This is a genomic window from Enterococcus gallinarum, from assembly GCF_021496385.1.
Taxonomy (GTDB): Bacteria; Bacillota; Bacilli; order Lactobacillales; family Enterococcaceae; genus Enterococcus_D; species Enterococcus_D gallinarum.
In genome coordinates this window covers 1,800,658-1,816,282 of record NZ_CP050816.1, presented here as the reverse complement: position 1 = coordinate 1,816,282, position 15,625 = coordinate 1,800,658, and the positions used below count along the sequence as shown (strand labels likewise).

General features: G+C 39.3%; 20 protein-coding genes and 1 other annotated feature. Of the genes, 10 read left to right on the top strand and 10 right to left on the bottom strand.

The window, feature by feature from the left end; all coding sequences use genetic code 11:
* Positions 1–63: 63 nt before the first annotated feature.
* The 5 genes from HED61_RS08950 (at position 64) to HED61_RS08930 (ending at position 3,667) form a co-directional block, all read left to right on the top strand.
* On the top strand, positions 64–1,083 hold the full coding sequence (locus HED61_RS08950) for a branched-chain amino acid aminotransferase (RefSeq protein WP_195957664.1): 1,020 nt from the start codon (positions 64–66) through the stop codon (positions 1,081–1,083).
* Positions 1,084–1,266: 183 nt separating this feature from the next.
* A complete protein-coding gene (locus tag HED61_RS08945; protein ID WP_005472376.1) occupies positions 1,267–1,440 on the top strand; it encodes a hypothetical protein in 174 nt (57 codons plus the stop codon).
* Positions 1,441–2,134: 694 nt separating this feature from the next.
* Complete coding sequence (locus HED61_RS08940; RefSeq protein WP_103300013.1) at positions 2,135–2,509, top strand: hypothetical protein; 375 nt, start codon at positions 2,135–2,137, stop codon at positions 2,507–2,509.
* A gap of 135 nt (positions 2,510–2,644) precedes the next feature.
* Positions 2,645–3,211: a hypothetical protein gene (locus HED61_RS08935; RefSeq protein WP_195957663.1), complete on the top strand. Its 567-nt coding sequence runs from the start codon at positions 2,645–2,647 to the stop codon at positions 3,209–3,211.
* 258 nt (positions 3,212–3,469) lie between these two features.
* Positions 3,470–3,667, top strand: coding sequence for a tyrosine-type recombinase/integrase (locus tag HED61_RS08930; RefSeq protein WP_113849869.1), 198 nt, complete (start codon positions 3,470–3,472; stop codon positions 3,665–3,667).
* Between the two features lie 88 nt (positions 3,668–3,755).
* On the opposite strand, the gene rplL is transcribed toward HED61_RS08930, so the two are convergent.
* The 4 genes from rplL to rplK form a co-directional block, all read right to left on the bottom strand.
* Complete coding sequence (gene rplL / locus HED61_RS08925) at positions 3,756–4,127, bottom strand: 50S ribosomal protein L7/L12 (RefSeq protein ID WP_003127081.1); 372 nt, start codon at positions 4,125–4,127, stop codon at positions 3,756–3,758.
* 55 nt (positions 4,128–4,182) lie between these two features.
* On the bottom strand, positions 4,183–4,683 hold the full coding sequence (gene rplJ, locus HED61_RS08920) for a 50S ribosomal protein L10 (protein ID WP_003127079.1): 501 nt from the start codon (positions 4,681–4,683) through the stop codon (positions 4,183–4,185).
* 74 nt (positions 4,684–4,757) lie between these two features.
* Positions 4,758–4,884, bottom strand: a sequence feature (ribosomal protein L10 leader region).
* Between the two features lie 61 nt (positions 4,885–4,945).
* The gene (gene rplA, locus HED61_RS08915) at positions 4,946–5,635 is read right to left on the bottom strand and encodes a 50S ribosomal protein L1 (protein ID WP_003127078.1); all 690 of its coding nucleotides are present in this window, start codon (positions 5,633–5,635) and stop codon (positions 4,946–4,948) included.
* A gap of 104 nt (positions 5,636–5,739) precedes the next feature.
* Positions 5,740–6,162 carry a 50S ribosomal protein L11 gene (rplK, locus tag HED61_RS08910; protein WP_003127077.1) on the bottom strand — a complete coding sequence of 141 codons (423 nt, stop codon included), beginning with the start codon at positions 6,160–6,162 and terminating at the stop codon, positions 5,740–5,742.
* Between the two features lie 299 nt (positions 6,163–6,461).
* Here rplK and sdaAB point away from each other — a divergent pair, with 299 nt between their 5' ends.
* Complete coding sequence (gene sdaAB / locus HED61_RS08905; RefSeq protein ID WP_003127076.1) at positions 6,462–7,127, top strand: L-serine ammonia-lyase, iron-sulfur-dependent subunit beta; 666 nt, start codon at positions 6,462–6,464, stop codon at positions 7,125–7,127.
* A 13-nt stretch (positions 7,128–7,140) separates the two neighbouring features.
* Positions 7,141–8,016, top strand: a complete 876-nt coding sequence (gene sdaAA, locus HED61_RS08900) for an L-serine ammonia-lyase, iron-sulfur-dependent, subunit alpha (protein ID WP_003127075.1) — start codon at positions 7,141–7,143, stop codon at positions 8,014–8,016.
* Between the two features lie 199 nt (positions 8,017–8,215).
* On the opposite strand, the gene HED61_RS08895 is transcribed toward sdaAA, so the two are convergent.
* From HED61_RS08895 to rpmG, 5 genes are all read right to left on the bottom strand, one after another.
* Positions 8,216–9,124 carry an alpha/beta hydrolase gene (locus HED61_RS08895; RefSeq protein WP_005472371.1) on the bottom strand — a complete coding sequence of 303 codons (909 nt, stop codon included), beginning with the start codon at positions 9,122–9,124 and terminating at the stop codon, positions 8,216–8,218.
* Between the two features lie 89 nt (positions 9,125–9,213).
* Complete coding sequence (locus tag HED61_RS08890; protein WP_086269247.1) at positions 9,214–10,593, bottom strand: DUF1576 domain-containing protein; 1,380 nt, start codon at positions 10,591–10,593, stop codon at positions 9,214–9,216.
* A 126-nt stretch (positions 10,594–10,719) separates the two neighbouring features.
* Entirely contained in the window at positions 10,720–11,262 is a 543-nt protein-coding gene (gene nusG, locus HED61_RS08885) for a transcription termination/antitermination protein NusG (protein WP_003127071.1), read from the bottom strand.
* A gap of 121 nt (positions 11,263–11,383) precedes the next feature.
* A complete protein-coding gene (gene secE / locus HED61_RS08880; RefSeq protein ID WP_003127070.1) occupies positions 11,384–11,554 on the bottom strand; it encodes a preprotein translocase subunit SecE in 171 nt (56 codons plus the stop codon).
* A gap of 12 nt (positions 11,555–11,566) precedes the next feature.
* Positions 11,567–11,719, bottom strand: coding sequence for a 50S ribosomal protein L33 (gene rpmG / locus HED61_RS08875; RefSeq protein ID WP_005472365.1), 153 nt, complete (start codon positions 11,717–11,719; stop codon positions 11,567–11,569).
* A gap of 157 nt (positions 11,720–11,876) precedes the next feature.
* On the opposite strand from rpmG, the gene cbpA reads away from it, so the two are divergent.
* Positions 11,877–12,515, top strand: coding sequence for a cyclic di-AMP binding protein CbpA (cbpA, locus tag HED61_RS08870; RefSeq protein WP_003127068.1), 639 nt, complete (start codon positions 11,877–11,879; stop codon positions 12,513–12,515).
* Positions 12,516–12,607: 92 nt separating this feature from the next.
* On the opposite strand, the gene HED61_RS08865 is transcribed toward cbpA, so the two are convergent.
* Positions 12,608–13,117 (bottom strand): QueT transporter family protein, encoded by a 510-nt coding sequence (locus HED61_RS08865; protein WP_103300006.1) that lies wholly within the window; start codon positions 13,115–13,117, stop codon positions 12,608–12,610.
* A 584-nt stretch (positions 13,118–13,701) separates the two neighbouring features.
* On the opposite strand from HED61_RS08865, the gene HED61_RS08860 reads away from it, so the two are divergent.
* Positions 13,702–14,055, top strand: a complete 354-nt coding sequence (locus tag HED61_RS08860) for a YxeA family protein (RefSeq protein WP_103299946.1) — start codon at positions 13,702–13,704, stop codon at positions 14,053–14,055.
* 597 nt (positions 14,056–14,652) lie between these two features.
* Positions 14,653–15,621 (top strand): diacylglycerol/lipid kinase family protein, encoded by a 969-nt coding sequence (locus tag HED61_RS08855; protein WP_003127064.1) that lies wholly within the window; start codon positions 14,653–14,655, stop codon positions 15,619–15,621.
* The last annotated feature ends 4 nt before the right edge of the window (positions 15,622–15,625 follow it).

The following is a 15,625-nucleotide window of genomic DNA, read 5'->3' as shown; positions in this document are numbered from 1 at the left end:
AAAATAATGACTTGATGGGCGTTCCATGCTATACTAGGAAAAATTAAAAAAGGAAGTGACTCTATGCAAATCGATTGGGAAAATTTAGGGTTTTCGTATATTAAAACCCCTTGGCGCTTTGTCGCAAAATGGAAAAATGGCTCTTGGGAACAAGGAGCATTGACTGAAGATAATATTCTGCATATTCATGAAGGTTCTCCAGCATTGCATTACGGTCAGCAATGCTTTGAAGGCTTGAAGGCGTATCGACGACCAGATGGCGGGATCAACTTGTTTCGTCCAGATGAGAATAGTAAACGATTGAATCGAAGCGCTCGTCGCTTGCGTATGCCGTTCGTTCCCGAAGAGATGTTCCTCGATGCGGTCAATCAAGTGGTCAAAGCAAACCAAGAATTTGTACCGCCTTACGGTACCGGGGCTACTCTATATTTACGGCCGCTATTGATTGGTGTAGGCGAGAATATCGGCGTTGCACCTGCGCCAGAATACTTGTTTATTATTTTTTGCATGCCGGTCGGATCATATTTCAAAGGCGAGCTGGCCCCAACGAACTTTATTGTTTCAGATTATGATCGTGCAGCACCAAATGGTACCGGCGCTGCAAAAGTAGGCGGAAATTATGCTGCCAGCTTATTACCAGGATACGAAGCCCATGAACGGAATTTTTCAGATTGCATTTATTTAGACCCTGAAACACATACAAAAATTGAGGAAGTGGGGTCCGCTAACTTCTTTGGGATCACGGCCGAAAATGAATTCGTGACACCAAAATCGCCATCAATTTTGCCAAGTATCACCAAATATTCTCTCCTTTATCTTGCAGAACATGCTTTAGGATTAATACCTGTCGAAGGAGATGTGTATGTGGATCAACTGGATCGCTTTGTTGAAGCAGGCGCTTGTGGAACCGCTGCGGTTATTTCACCTATTGGCGGAATCCAAAATGGAGAGTCTTTCCATGTGTTTTACAGTGAAACGGAGGTCGGTCCTAAAACTCGTGCGCTATACGATGAATTGACGGGTATCCAATTTGGTGAGCGCAAGGCTCCAGCTGGCTGGATTTTTGATGTTCCTCTTGATTAATCAATGAACTGATTGGGAGAATCAAAAAAATTTATAGAGCTCCCCTCTTTGCTCTCACGCCTGAAAGCACCCAAAACAATTAAAGAATGGCGCATTTTTTTTTCGTTTTGACAGGAGCCTTTTCTTAAAATAATTGCTCTCTCGTCAGTCAATTGTTACAATCAAAGGCAAGGGGGAATTATGATGGCAAAACGCTTAATTTTTTCATTGATTGCTACGGTCATCTATTTGGTCGTATCCAATATTGGGAATCTTTTTTTTGGGATCAGTCGTACCTTTAGTTGGACAACTACTTTATGGGAAGCATTATTCTTTTTTATCTTCATTTTTCTTGTTCAGCAATTTCGCAAAAAATAAACAAGCCTAAGTCAGTGGCGCTCAGCGCTAGTCTTAGGCTTGTTTTTTTTGCAACTGTTCCTCTAATTCAGATAGCCTTAGCCGTCAGAACTAAAAAGATATTCTCAAAAATATCTTTCCAAACGGCCAAAAATAAATGTTATCTATTAAACTTATCTGATACAATGAAATAAAAATAACAAAGTAATTACTAAATGTCAAAGCTCCATATTGTTAAAGAAAGTCGTGGTGGCGGCTGAGGGTGCAGATGCATCGGGTTGTTATTCTTTTTGATCTTCGGAAGTTTAATCCTCTCAGTTCTTCCCTATCTAATGATTTTTCTTGTGATAACAGGAATTATTTTTGCCATGATTTATATTTCTAAAAATAAAAGACGCTTAGCAAAGACAGAAAGAAGAAGCGGAACTTGATGAAAGAGAACGTAGACTCAAATTAGAACGTCGGCATTTTTTATACTGCCAAAATAAAGTCAGAACTTGGCTCATAGGTAAACTATTTTCATTTCCTATACTTGACTAAGAAGGTCCCCCCTCCTTTTAGGAATAAACAACTATCATCAAGTGCAAACAAAATGAGCCCAATGGATAAATACTAACTGATACTTACAAAAACGAAAGAGTTTTATTAGCTTATTAGATTTCAAAACATTCGTTACTCCTATATTCTCGAATATATATTAAAGGAGGTTTTTTCTATGGCAAATTCAGAGACACATTACCACTGGTTCTATCCTATGCTATTAATCACTTATGGAATAGGACTCTATTTATCTTTAATGCAAGTCACAGGATTTTTCATTTTAAAAAAAGGAATAGTCGATCCTGAAATACCTGGGTTTGATTTTATTTATCAATTTTCGAATACTATTTCCAAATTTTTCCCCTTAGAGACAGAGCCAATGTATTTGGGAATCATAATAGCCATCATTTTAATTTCTCTCACCATACCACTTTATTGTTTTATTAAAAATATTGAACGTCACTTTTCAGGTTGGCTATTAGCACTAAATCTTCTTCTTTCTACTCCTACACTGCTACTAATTTTCATGGGTACAGCAATGAATATGTGATCGAAAAATACCATCAGTTTGTTCATTTGAATTACGTTGGGCTTAAAACTACAAGCTCTTCAAAGAACACACGAAATCTCGGCCCGCACGAAAAAATGAAAAGCAAATTACAAAATGAAGAAAAGAGGATAAACAATGATAGAAACAGATTATTCTTATAGCAGCCAACTCTTGGAATTATACTCAAAAGATATAGATGACTATGGAAGTGAATCCTTCTCACTCGGATACATTTTGCAAGATCTTGGTTCATTTATCTTATTTATGTCTATCAGTGAAACTGGAACACTGGACAGTATTCAGATTAGAAGTAAAAAGTATTTAGTAAAAATTATTGACGACTCAGCCTACATTAGAATGTACGAATTTTTTGTAAGTTATAATAAAATCAACAAATCATTTGATAACTATGATCTTGGTTCTATAATTAATTTAGAAAAAATAAAAACTATCGATGACTTACTCACAAATAATTTAGTTCTCAAAAAAAGCGTAACTGTGATACATTCTAATGACGAGAGCGTCTTTACCGGAAAAATCAATCTTTTAGATTCAAAAAAACTAGTACTTTCTATAATAGATTACGAAAGCATCACAAAGACGAACAAAAAAACAATAAATATAGATGATTTGATTTGCATTGACATCGTCAGCGTGGAAAACTTTCTCTTGGATAAGTATATCGAAACAAATCATCTTTAAAGAGCCAAATCAAAAAGATTAGGTCGGATCATATTTTGTGCTGGTGTAAAATCGAGGTTGATTTTTACCAACATTTTTTTTAGTCTTCAATCAAAAAGAAACTCAAAATTACTAAAATCTAGTCGGCAAAAATATTCCCCAATCAATGTGGTTTCTCAATGGATATACTCTAATAAAACTCATTTAGACTCAAGAAATTATTTTTGTAGCAAAAAGCTACCCAACCCCACTGAGTTCCAATAGCATTCAAAAAAAGCTTTGGAAGAAAAGGGGTTAAAAGCAATTGGTCACGGATTTCGTCATCCACACTGTTATTTACTCTTTGAAACTGCCTTATCAATGCAAAAAGTGAGATCACGTCTCGGACACTCTGATATTCAGACAACGATAAACATCTATGCTCATCTAACAAAAGAGCTCTTTGCAGAAAAATTTGCATGCTACCTTCGTTTCTAAATATATGGTCAAAAGGATGGTCAAAAAACAAAAAAAGAGCTAGAACCCTTACTTAAAAGGAATTCTAGCTCAAAAAAATCAAAAATGATTATTTAACTGTTACTGAAGCGCCAACTTCTTCTAAAGCAGCTTTCAATGCTTCAGCTTCGTCTTTAGAGATGCCTTCTTTAACTGCTGAAGGAGCTCCGTCAACTACAGCTTTAGCTTCTTTCAAGCCTAAACCAGTTGCTTCACGAACTGCTTTGATAACTTTAACTTTTTGGTCGCCAGCTGCAGTCAATTCTACAGTGAATTCAGTTTGTTCTTCAGCAGCACCAGCGTCGCCAGCTCCACCAGCTACAGCTACAGGAGCAGCAGCAGATACGCCAAATTCTTCTTCGATAGCTTTAATTAAGTCGTTTAATTCTAAGATTGTCGCGCCTTTTAGCTCTTCGACAATGTTTTCAATGTTCAATGCCATTTTGTTTTCCTCCATTTAATTAGATAGTTTAGTTTATAGTGTGATTATGCGGCAATTAAGCTGCATCTTCTTCTTTTTCGGCCACTGCTTTGACAGCGTAAGCCACGTTGCGGATAGGTGCTTGTAGCACAGATAGCAACATTGAAAGAAGTCCTTCGCGGTTTGGCAATTTTGCCAATGCTGTGATTTCTTCCAAAGAAGAAACTTTGCCTTCGATGATACCGCCTTTGATTTCTAATGCTTTAGCCTCTTTAGCAAAATCGTTCATGATTTTTGCAGGTGCGACAACGTCTTCGTTACTGAACGCTACAGCAGTTGGGCCAGTGAATACTTCACCAAGACCTTCTAGACCAGCTTGTTCAGCAGCACGTGAAAGGATAGAATTTTTGATAACTTTCATTTCAACGTTTGCGTCGCGTAATTGTTTACGTAGACGAGTTACTTCGTCAACAGTCAATCCACGGTAGTCAACGACTACTACAGATGCGGCTGCTTTGAATTTTTCACTCACTTCATCCACAATTGCGGCTTTTTTAGCGATAGCTGCTTCACTCATTTTAAATTTCACCTCCTGATTTTGATGGAAGAGTTTCAAGAAAACATTTCTGTCTTCATTTGTCTTTATCAAGAGATAAAAACAAAAAAACTCTATGCCACCGTAGACATAGAGGGACTATTGAAGTTTCTCAATAAACGTCCTCGGTAGGAAATTAAGACTGACGTCACCTACTGTCTTCGGTACAGTTAAACTTTTAACCTTGACTACCTTACCATAGATAAGGCAGTCAAGTCAACAAAAGTTTTGTTTTTTATTCAAATTAGAAAGAAGCTTGATCTACATGGATACCAGGTCCGAAAGTTGTCGTTACAGAAATGTTTTTCATGTATTGACCTTTCGCTGCAGATGGTTTAGCTTTTACTAAAGTTTCGTGGATTGTTTTGAAGTTTTCAACTAATTTGTCATCTTCAAATGAAACTTTACCGATTGGTACATGAACGTTACCAGCTTTGTCAACACGGTAAGTCACTTTACCAGCTTTTACTTCGTTAACAGCTTTTGTTACGTCCATTGTAACTGTACCAGTTTTAGGGTTTGGCATTAAACCTTTAGGACCTAAAACACGACCAAGTTTACCGACAGTTGCCATCATATCTGGTGTTGCAACAACAACATCAAAATCGAACCATCCGCCTTGGATTTTTTGAACCATGTCGTCGTCTCCAACGAAATCAGCACCAGCTGCTTCTGCTTCTTTGGCTTTTTCACCTTTCGCAAAAACTAACACTGTTTGTGTTTTACCAGTACCGTTTGGTAGTACGACCGCACCACGGATTTGTTGGTCCGCTTTTTTAGGATCGACATTTAGTTTGTAAGCAACTTCAACCGTTGCGTCGAATTTTGCAATATTTGTTTCTTTTGCCAAAGCTACTGCTTCTTCAACTGAATAAGCTTTTGCAGCGTCAACTTTTTTCAATGCTTCTTGCATTTTTTTGCTTTTTTTAGCCATTTTGTTTCCTCCTTGATGTGGTTATAACGGTAGAACCTCCCACGTGTCCCATATTTTTCAATATAGAGCCGACTGAGAAGCTACTTCCTTAGGGTCTGTAAAAATTATTCTACAGTGATCCCCATGCTTCGTGCAGTTCCTTCAACCATGCGCATAGCTGCTTCAACGTCAGCTGCGTTTAGGTCTTCCATTTTCAATTCAGCGATTTCTTTTACTTGATCGCGTGAAACTTTTGCAACTTTGTTTTTGTTTGGTTCGCCTGAACCTTTTTCAACGTTTGCTGCTTTTTTCAACAATACTGCTGCTGGTGGTGTTTTTGTAACGAATGTGAATGAACGGTCTTCGTATACAGAGATCACTACTGGAATGATCAAGCCTGCTTGATCAGCTGTACGTGCATTGAATTCTTTTGTGAATCCCATGATATTGATACCCGCTTGACCTAGTGCAGGACCTACTGGCGGAGCTGGTGTTGCTTTACCTGCAGGAATTTGCAATTTAACGATTTTTTCTACTTTTTTTGCCACGAGACATACCTCCTTGAGTCCGTGATGTGGTTAATTGGAGATCCATATTTCTCCTCCCACTTTAGTGAATCATGTGCGCACACAAAAAACGTGTGAATAATGCACACTGAGATATTATAGCATCTCAAAAGAAATTTGCAAGAACTCTTGGCGAATTTTTTTGCTTTTTATGGAGAAAATCGGTAAAACAAAAAAAAGATTAAAAAAATCCCATACAGTTCCACTCATTGCTCTATTTCTCCATATTTTATGCTAAACTACATCTGGATTTCTCCCATCAATTAAATGAGGTGAATAGAATGGAACCTTTAAAATACCGAAGTGTCTTTGATATTATTGGACCAATTATGGTTGGACCCAGCAGTTCCCATACCGCAGGTGCTGCTCGAATTGGCAAAATCGTGCGCCACATCTTTGGCGAACAGCCTGACAGTGTCGATATCCTTTTGTATGAGTCCTTCGCGAAAACTTATCGCGGCCACGGAACAGATATTGCACTTGTCGGCGGTTTGTTAGGAATGGAGCCCGATGATCAGCGCCTTGCTGACTCATTAAAGTTAGCCTATGAGCAAGGTCTAGAAGTACTCTTTGTTCCGAAAAACGAAAAAGCCGAACATCCGAATATGGTCAAAATGATTTTAAAAAAAGGTGACCGCAAAATGTCCGTTACCGGCATTTCAATCGGCGGTGGGAATATACAAATTTCTGAATTGAATGGTTTTAAAATCTCATTGACTTTAGGTACCCCTACCTATGTCATCGTTCATCAAGATGTTCCCGGAATGGTCGCACGTGTCACGAATCTACTTTCTGAGGCACAAATCAATATTGGTACGATGACTGTTACCCGAGAGTCCAAAGGAGAAAAAGCCATTATGATCATTGAAGTGGATGAACGAAATGATCAATTGGCACAACAAATCAAAGCACTGCCCCACGTTTATAGTGCGGCTTATTTCGATTAAAGGAGGATTCGTCATGTTTTATACGATTGAAGATCTTGTTCTTCAAAGCAAAAATTATGCATCGATTGCAGAGATGATGATTGCGGTCGAATGCGAAAACTCAGGGCGCACTCGCGAGCAAGTCATTGCACTAATGGACAAAAACCTGACGGTCATGGAACAATCCGTTGCCGAGGGCGTTGCTGGAGTGACCTCTGTGACGGGATTAACCGGTGGCGATGCCACACGAATGAATGATTATATACAGGCTGGTGATTTTCTAAGTGGTGAGACGATCTTGCAAGCCGTTCAAAATGCCATTGCTGTCAATGAAGTCAATGCCAAAATGGGATTGATTTGTGCCACTCCTACAGCTGGGAGTGCCGGTGTTGTCTCTGGTGTGCTGATGGCTGTTCGCGATCGTTTGCAGCTGTCTCGTTCTCAACAAATCGATTTCCTCTTTACTGCCGGAGCCTTCGGACTAGTCATTGCGAACAATGCTTCGATATCCGGAGCAGAAGGCGGTTGTCAAGCAGAGGTTGGTTCTGCCAGTGCCATGGCAGCAGCAGCCCTCGTCTGTGCTAAGGGTGGGAGCGGACATCAAGCTGCTCAAGCAGTAGCCATTACACTAAAGAATATGATGGGATTGATTTGTGATCCTGTCGCTGGGTTAGTCGAAGTTCCTTGCGTGAAGCGAAATGCTCTCGGTTCCTCACAAGCATTTATTTCTGCTGATATGGCTTTAGCAGGAATCGAAAGTGTGATTCCTCCGGATGAAGTCGTCCACGCGATGTACCAAGTAGGACGGCAAATGCCAAGTATTTTTAAAGAAACAGCCGAGGGCGGGTTGGCCACAACGCCTACAGCACAACGTCTACAAGCGCAAATTTTAGATGCCGCTGAACACTAAAAGATGTAAGAGTCTCAATAAATAACATATCCGAATGATCATTAGATAGCTCCCGCGGCTCTGCAGGTCCTCGTTACCTATGCACGAGAAGAATAAGCGATCTCCGATCATTCGGATATTTTTGTCTATTTGCTACTACTAAAAAAAACAGATAGAACTTATATCAAAGTTATTCTTACAGCCTTTTGACGACTATCAGTTATTTCTCCCATAAAAAAGCAGCAATGTCTTCATCTACTTCTTGATTTTCATGCAGCTGACTATGCTGTGCCTGTGATCCTTTAATGATTTTTTCAGTCACAGAATAGCCATTCGCTGCCAATAAGTGGTTGATCGCCAAGGCACTTGTGGTCGGCACAGTGCCGTCCGATAGCTCTTCATCAGATAATTGCCCAGCAATCAGCTCAATCGGGAGTCGATGCCCCCCTTGCTTCAATAGTCCTTGAAATTCCTGGTAGCGTGGAGAAGCCTCCGTTGGTCCGTTTGTCACTAAATCAGTGATAGTCTGCCGTGAACTCGTATCAATAAATTCATTGAAAGGCGCCCCGATCGCTATAAATTTAGCTACTTTTGGCAATGCGGGATCCAGTGCTTCAGCCCCAGCTGCACTCAGCTCTCCAAATGTTGTGAGATAGCGAAAACCACTAACTCCCCCCATGGAATGTCCGACTAAATTTACTTGCTCTATTCCTTCCTTTTTCAGATAAAGCAACGCTTGTCGGATCCATTCTGCTTGATTCCATTCATTATTTTGATTGTCAGCGAACAAGACCTGAATGGTTGGATTTACAGCTTTTTTAGAAAGCACTCCTTCCGTTGAAACTGTCCCATCTGGTGAAATTGTTAGAACCATTTCATTGCTCACCCAATCTTTTTGGGCAAAACGCTGTATCATCCCTCCAAATGATGCGGGACCTCCTTGATAACCATGAATAAAGAGTGTTGGCGTGGTCGTTTTCTGAACGGGTTCGGTGGTTGATGTTTCTGCCGAAGCAGTCGTTGTCTCCGTTGGCTTCTGTGTACTTTTTTGTGCTGAAACATTTGAGTGAGTTGCTGCTTGACAGCCGCTAAGCAAAACAACCAGACATAGAAATAGCCATTTTTTCATTTACAGTCCCTCCAAATCGGGTCTAGTATAATCCCTTTTGAAACAAGAAACAAGCAATAGCTAATGTTTACTCTTTATTCAAGAACACTTCATTCTTTACTCGTTGCTTGGTAGGTTACCTTTTCTTTGCCTCCGGACTGTTTCTTCCGTTTAAAAATCGAGGTGTCCGCGATTTGTGAAAAAAAATCGAGCAATGGAATGATCATCATCGCAACGAGCCCTCCGGAAAAGCCATTATTGTACAGATTCAATCCACCATGAAGCACATCGATATTCAAAACCATCGACGTATGAATGAATCCCACGATCATCCCCCCTTTCCACCCGTAAGCATTAGTCACCGCACAGAGCATCATTGCAAAAATAGCCGCTGTAACGGTTACTGTTTCAGTCATTGCGTAGATATTCATTGTATTTGCTAATAGCACACCGGCAAATAAGGGCAGCGCGTTAAAGACATGGGCACCACAAGCAGAAAAACCAATGACACAAAACATCGCACCTGCAATGGGACCATTGAGGTTGACACCTAGCATACTCACATAACTCATTAACAGCAATCCCATTAACCCCATATTAATCATCGTATTATAAACGCCACTTTCACGTAAAATATCGTATTCGATTTTGCCGCTATGAGACCATATTGCCCGCATGTTCAACCGCTTGCGTTTAACAGCCATTGCTAACCCATAGCCAATCATTAATAAAGACAGCGACACCATCATAATAACCAGTGGAAGATTGGAGCCTTTAGAAACGATTGCTCGCAATTCGATATCAAAACCAAACATTCGGCAAATTCCTGCGACCATCGTACACAACATGCCAGAAGTAAAGCCGGCACTATAGATACTGACTTTTTTAAATAATGCTTGAAAATGCAGTGCTAAAGGAACCATGATCAATCCAGTCAAAACACCGATCAAATAACCGATGAAGCTACCGAAATAAGCGGGAAGTGAGTCATTGAATGCAAAAAAACTAACGATGGGTGAAACGGAGGAACCGTACAAAGCAATGAGAAGATATTTTTTGAGGGGTTGATTCATTAAATAGGAATAGAGACGAACACCTAAGAAGATTGGAATAAAATTGAACAGATTTTTGCCAAACAAACCATACCCCGTAACCATAAAGACGGCTGATATCATTCCTCCAGTAACCGGAACTCGGTAATGGTAACAGACCGCGATCGCAACAAAAGTCATGATCGACGCATTGAACAGTGCGCCACCTACAGAAGTCAGCGCAACGTAATCCGTTACTAAATGGCTTTCCGAGAACATGATTGTAAGCATTTCACGAAACACTTTTTGAGGTTCCATAAAGATCACGGCAGAAAGCAGCAAAAACAAATTAAAAGCAAACAACAAACTATAACCATTATGTACGGAAATCACACCTCTTTTTTCCAAATGTTGGTCAAAAAAATGGCGTTGACAAATCGATGCGAGAATTTTCTTCATAGGACCCCCTTTTTATAAAACGCTTTCTTTTCGTGAGATAAAAACAGCGGGCCAATAACGGTCCGCTATCACCAATTTTCAATTTTATTTTACCTTATTTTGACAAAAAACACTACAGTTTTATACTTAGATTTTATCTACTTGTTCAAAATCCAATTCTGTACTTGTTTCTCGACCAAACATATCAATATTGACTTTTAGTTTTTGTTTTTCTTCGTCGATCTCAGCGACTTGTCCTTCTAATCCAGAGAATGCACCTTCGATGATTTTAACTGTTTCACCAATCTCCACTTCCAATTCAACTGTTCGAGTGCTCATACCGATTGAACGTAAGATAGAGTTGATTTCTTCTTGTAAAAGCGGAGCTGGTTTGCTTCCTGCTCCATGAGAGCCGACAAAACCAGTCACTCCTGGTGTATTACGAACAACATACCATGATTGATCCGTCATGACCATTTCGACGAGGACATAACCTGGAAAAGTTTTGTGAACGATCTCTTTCTTTTTCCCATTCTTTTCTTCCGTTTCGACTTCTTCTGGTACGACAACACGAAAGATGTAATCGCCCATCCCCATGCTTTGCGCCCGTGATTCCAAGTTCGCTTTCACCTTGTTTTCATAGCCGGAGTAAGTATGCAAGACATACCAATTTTTTTCAAAAGATTCCATTGTATTCGGTCTCCCTATCTTTTTGTAAAATAAAAAAACCTCAGTTGCACCGAAGTTTTTCCTCGAATCAATTATACCACGATTTGTTTTACTTGACTAGTTGCTGATAAACCAGCAGCATTTATTTCAAAATCAAATCAAAAACAGTTTGAATCAGCGTATCCATCACAAAAAACATCACTGCAAAAATAATTGTCGTTTGGATCACAACAAAAGTATCTCTGCGTAATTGCTTTCTTGATGGCCAAGAAACATTTTTCATTTCAGCAAAAACATTTTTCATAAAGTTCATCAAGATTCCTCCTTACTTCGTTTCACGATGTAGCGTGTATTGATTGCAGTATTTGCAAAATTTGTTAATTTCAAGGCGATCGCCTTTTTTTCCTTCACTGACTGATTTCGAATAGTTGCGGGATCCGCAGACAGAACAAGCCAAAGCTGCTTTTTTTGTTGCCATTTCTGATGTCCTCCCCCTTTATACAAAGTTTTCCAAAGTTAAAAATACCATTTTTCAGTGAAAGTGTCAATTTTAGATTTTGACACGCAAAAATATAGTTTCCGCTGATTTTATGGTATTATAGAGATGTGAATTGGGTATTTGGGAGGGAATTGTTATGTTACTAAAAACAATGGTTTACAAAAAACGCGACTTAACTACGATCAAAGAAACAGCTACTTTAGAAGAAGCCTTGGAAATTTTAGAAGATTCTGGCTATCGCTGTGTACCGATCTTAGATGAATCCGGCAAAATCTTCCGGGGAAACATCTATAAAATGCACATCTATCGTCACAAATCGAATGGTGGAGATATGACATTACCAGTGACACACCTGCTTAAAAACGCGACAAAATTTATTTATGTCAATTCTTCATTTTTTAAAGTCTTTTTCACGATCAAAGAGTTGCCATACATTGCCGTATTAGATGAAAACAATGAGTTCTATGGGATTTTGACCCACAGTTCATTATTGAATATGCTGTCTCAATCTTGGAATGTCGAACAAGGAAGCTACGTGCTGACTATCGCATCAACTGGCACACAAGGCGATTTAGCGATCATTTCAAAAATCATCGCGAAATACAGCAGTATTGCCAGCTGTATCACATTGGACATCGGCAAGGATGAATTTATTCGTCGGACATTGATTACTTTACCAGCGAATACGTCAAAAGAGCTGTGCGATAAGATCATTTATCAGTTAGAGGCAAAAAACTTCAAAGTTGTTGAAATTGAAGATTTGAATGCAGAATAACAAAAAAGATCATCTCTACCAAAACCTACGGTAGAGATGATCTTTTTTTATTTGTTTTTTGGGAACCATCAAAGCAAAAAACAAATGATTGATTAAAATCGCTTATCGAAGCGAACACCTGTATTCACGATATACATTATAGGCGCTGTGATTGTCATGATAATCAACTCACTTAGCGCTGTTGTACCAAAGGTCGCCCAAAATGGTAATGCGAGAGTCAGATGCAGCATGATTGCAATCAAGAACATGCTCAACGAGAAGAAAATCGTATTAAGCGCTAAACGGACAAAGACATTCGGAACTTTCTTTTGCAATAGCGCCGTTGCTGACAATGCAAGCAAGGTTTGGCCTCCACCAAAGACGACGTCCAAAATTCCCATACCAAAAAATAAATTGTACAATACAACTCCGCCAAAAACACCCCACATCAGTTTTCTGTTAAAGACTACCAGATGATTCAGCCCTTCTGAGACACGAAATTGAATGGCACCAGAAGCCACTGGGGCGACTAAGACTGTCACTGCAACATACAGTGCCATGATCAAACCGTTCGCGACGACAACTCGCAACCGCTGGTTTGATAAAGTGGATGATTTATCCATTTGATCCCTTCTTTCTCCGAGTTTTGATTACGCGGGATGGTTGATGAACCGCGATGCGTTACGCACAAATAATTATTATACAGAAGATTACTGATTTATCAAGCTTACATTATTGATTTGGTTCTTATTGATTTCCATTGTCCAATTAAATTGGAGAATTCATGTGGATGTTTTGTGGATGAAAGTCTAAAAACCTATTTTCCCCCAAGCTGTTCTTCAGTAACAAGGTCGTACAATCTCCTTCTAAAGCAACCCACTTGTCAAATAGCAAAGTGTTAAAACCAACAAAAAAAGAAAGAGGAACGATCTATCTATCAGCGAGGCTAAAAAAGATACCGGAAATGACTAGAATATTTTAAATACATAACCATTAAAACGGTGGTTCTGCTTTGAATAGGAATCTTCCAGCAAAACAGGCCAAAGACGAGCATTGAGTATTTATTTGCTCGCAATTCATTCTGTTCTTCCTCTCCTACTAATTCTCATTGTCCTCCTTACAATTTTGTTTGCTTATTCTCAGCCTTTAGATTGATTTATTTCATTATTCATAGATGTAATCTATTCCTCGAAAGGAATGATTTTATATGAAAAAACTATTATCTTTTACTGTAGTAACCCTTCTTCTGATGGGTGGAGGCTGGTTCTGGTATGAGCAATCTTATGGAACGACAGATTACTACACTAAGATAACTTCGAAAGGGGAACGCGTTTCGATTGGTAGAGGTAGCGGGAGAGAACACTTTAGATACAAGTACAACTTAGCTAGCTATACATCAGACAATAATGAAAAAGATGTGTCTTTTAATTCCTATGGAGACAAGCCGCTAAAAGAGAATGCATACCTTGTATTACATGTAAATAATCATAAAGGAGTAATGGGATGGGAAGAAGTCTCGCCTAATGATGTTCCATCAGCTATATTGAATAAACTTGGATAAAGAACTCAAAGAGACGGACATCCGTCTCTTTATTCGTCAAACCAACTTCATGTAAACTTGATGTCTGCGAATCGTTCAATTGTTCATTTTCCTCTAAGTACCTGTTTGCTTATGAGGGGAATCGTACACCTTCATTGTTCATCGACTTAATGGCTAATAAGTTCAAAAGTGCTATCTTTTGATATCTTTAAATTTATCTAAAGATAGTGACAAAGACCATGTAAGCGGTTGCTTCTATCCGTTTTCGTGCTATACTATAAGTGTAAGGAGCAAGGATTCCCAGTAAAGCAGACGATGAAGGATCTGCAAGAAAAGAATTGTTGTCAACTTAGAAAAACAGACAAAGGATGTGGGAATTTGAGTTACTCCTTACTAATTGAATAGGATTCGGCGAATGTGAGCAATACGGATGTGATCATAGTGGACATAAGAACCTTAGATCACAAAAACAACAGCGAAAATAGTAGCTTGTTGTTACGTACCTTTCGTCGAATCTATTTTTTTGTCAAAAAATAGTTAAGCATCACTAGCCAAACTTGTCAGCAATCGTGCTATAATAAACAGCATTGATTTTAGATTAGATGGAGCATTTATTGTATGAAATATTATTATCATTTTGTTGTTAACCCTGAAGCAGGCAGTGGACGTGGCCTAAAAGTAGCCAAAAAAATTGAAGCAATCGTCAAGAAGCGGCGTTTTCCCCATCAGTTCTACTATACAGAATATGCCGGGCAAGAACAGGAACTTACTACTTCTTTACTGGCACAAGTATTGTTGCCATGGGATGACATCTATCGAGAAAATTCAGAAATGCTTTACCCCTTACTGGTGGTGATCGGTGGCGATGGCACCTTACATCAAGTAGTTTCCTCCCTTCAAGAATCAGAAAAAAATATTCCACTAGGCTACATTCCGGCAGGATCAGGGAATGACTTTGCCAGAGGAATGCGTTTACCTAAGGAACCAGAGCAAGTATTTTGGAAAATCGCTGGGACCGCTACTCCTCAATCGGTTACGATCATCAAGTATCATGATCAAATCCAAGATGAAACTGGGTTCGCAATCAACAATATCGGTATTGGATTAGATGCATCGATCGTTTACGCAGCAAATCATTCTGCTGCGAAATCAAACTTAAACAAGTTCAATTTAGGTTCATTTGCCTACTTGTCTGCAGTAGTGAATGTCTTGTTCCGGCAAAAAGGATTTCCCATCCTGGTAGAAACCAATGGAAAACAATTGAATTTTACAAAGGCTTTCTTGTGCACAACGACAAATCACCCCTACTTCGGTGGCGGTGTGGCGATCGCACCTACAGCAAACCTCAACGAAGATAAGATCGATTTCGTTCTCGTTGAGCGAGTCGCTTTGTTCAAAATTTTTTGGCTTTTAGCCTTACTAACCCGCAAGAAACAAATGAGATCTCGCTACTTCCATCATTTATCTACGAATAAGCTCCGAATCGTCTCCACAGTACCACAGCATGGTCAAGAAGACGGCGAAGAAATGGGTAAGCGGCCATTTGATATCACCATAACCACTACCAAACAATTGATATGGAGTTAGAAAT

Coding starts and splice junctions, on each gene's coding strand:
- HED61_RS08950 (WP_195957664.1), top strand. CDS start 64: ATGCAAATCGATTGGGAAAATTTAGGGTTTTCGTATATTAAAACCCCT.
- HED61_RS08945 (WP_005472376.1), top strand. CDS start 1,267: ATGGCAAAACGCTTAATTTTTTCATTGATTGCTACGGTCATCTATTTG.
- HED61_RS08940 (WP_103300013.1), top strand. CDS start 2,135: ATGGCAAATTCAGAGACACATTACCACTGGTTCTATCCTATGCTATTA.
- HED61_RS08935 (WP_195957663.1), top strand. CDS start 2,645: ATGATAGAAACAGATTATTCTTATAGCAGCCAACTCTTGGAATTATAC.
- rplL (WP_003127081.1), bottom strand. CDS start 4,127: ATGGCATTGAACATTGAAAACATTGTCGAAGAGCTAAAAGGCGCGACA.
- rplJ (WP_003127079.1), bottom strand. CDS start 4,683: ATGAGTGAAGCAGCTATCGCTAAAAAAGCCGCAATTGTGGATGAAGTG.
- rplA (WP_003127078.1), bottom strand. CDS start 5,635: ATGGCTAAAAAAAGCAAAAAAATGCAAGAAGCATTGAAAAAAGTTGAC.
- sdaAB (WP_003127076.1), top strand. CDS start 6,462: ATGGAACCTTTAAAATACCGAAGTGTCTTTGATATTATTGGACCAATT.
- sdaAA (WP_003127075.1), top strand. CDS start 7,141: ATGTTTTATACGATTGAAGATCTTGTTCTTCAAAGCAAAAATTATGCA.
- HED61_RS08895 (WP_005472371.1), bottom strand. CDS start 9,124: ATGAAAAAATGGCTATTTCTATGTCTGGTTGTTTTGCTTAGCGGCTGT.
- HED61_RS08890 (WP_086269247.1), bottom strand. CDS start 10,593: ATGAAGAAAATTCTCGCATCGATTTGTCAACGCCATTTTTTTGACCAA.
- nusG (WP_003127071.1), bottom strand. CDS start 11,262: ATGGAATCTTTTGAAAAAAATTGGTATGTCTTGCATACTTACTCCGGC.
- secE (WP_003127070.1), bottom strand. CDS start 11,554: ATGAACTTTATGAAAAATGTTTTTGCTGAAATGAAAAATGTTTCTTGG.
- rpmG (WP_005472365.1), bottom strand. CDS start 11,719: ATGGCAACAAAAAAAGCAGCTTTGGCTTGTTCTGTCTGCGGATCCCGC.
- cbpA (WP_003127068.1), top strand. CDS start 11,877: ATGTTACTAAAAACAATGGTTTACAAAAAACGCGACTTAACTACGATC.
- HED61_RS08865 (WP_103300006.1), bottom strand. CDS start 13,117: ATGGATAAATCATCCACTTTATCAAACCAGCGGTTGCGAGTTGTCGTC.
- HED61_RS08860 (WP_103299946.1), top strand. CDS start 13,702: ATGAAAAAACTATTATCTTTTACTGTAGTAACCCTTCTTCTGATGGGT.
- HED61_RS08855 (WP_003127064.1), top strand. CDS start 14,653: ATGAAATATTATTATCATTTTGTTGTTAACCCTGAAGCAGGCAGTGGA.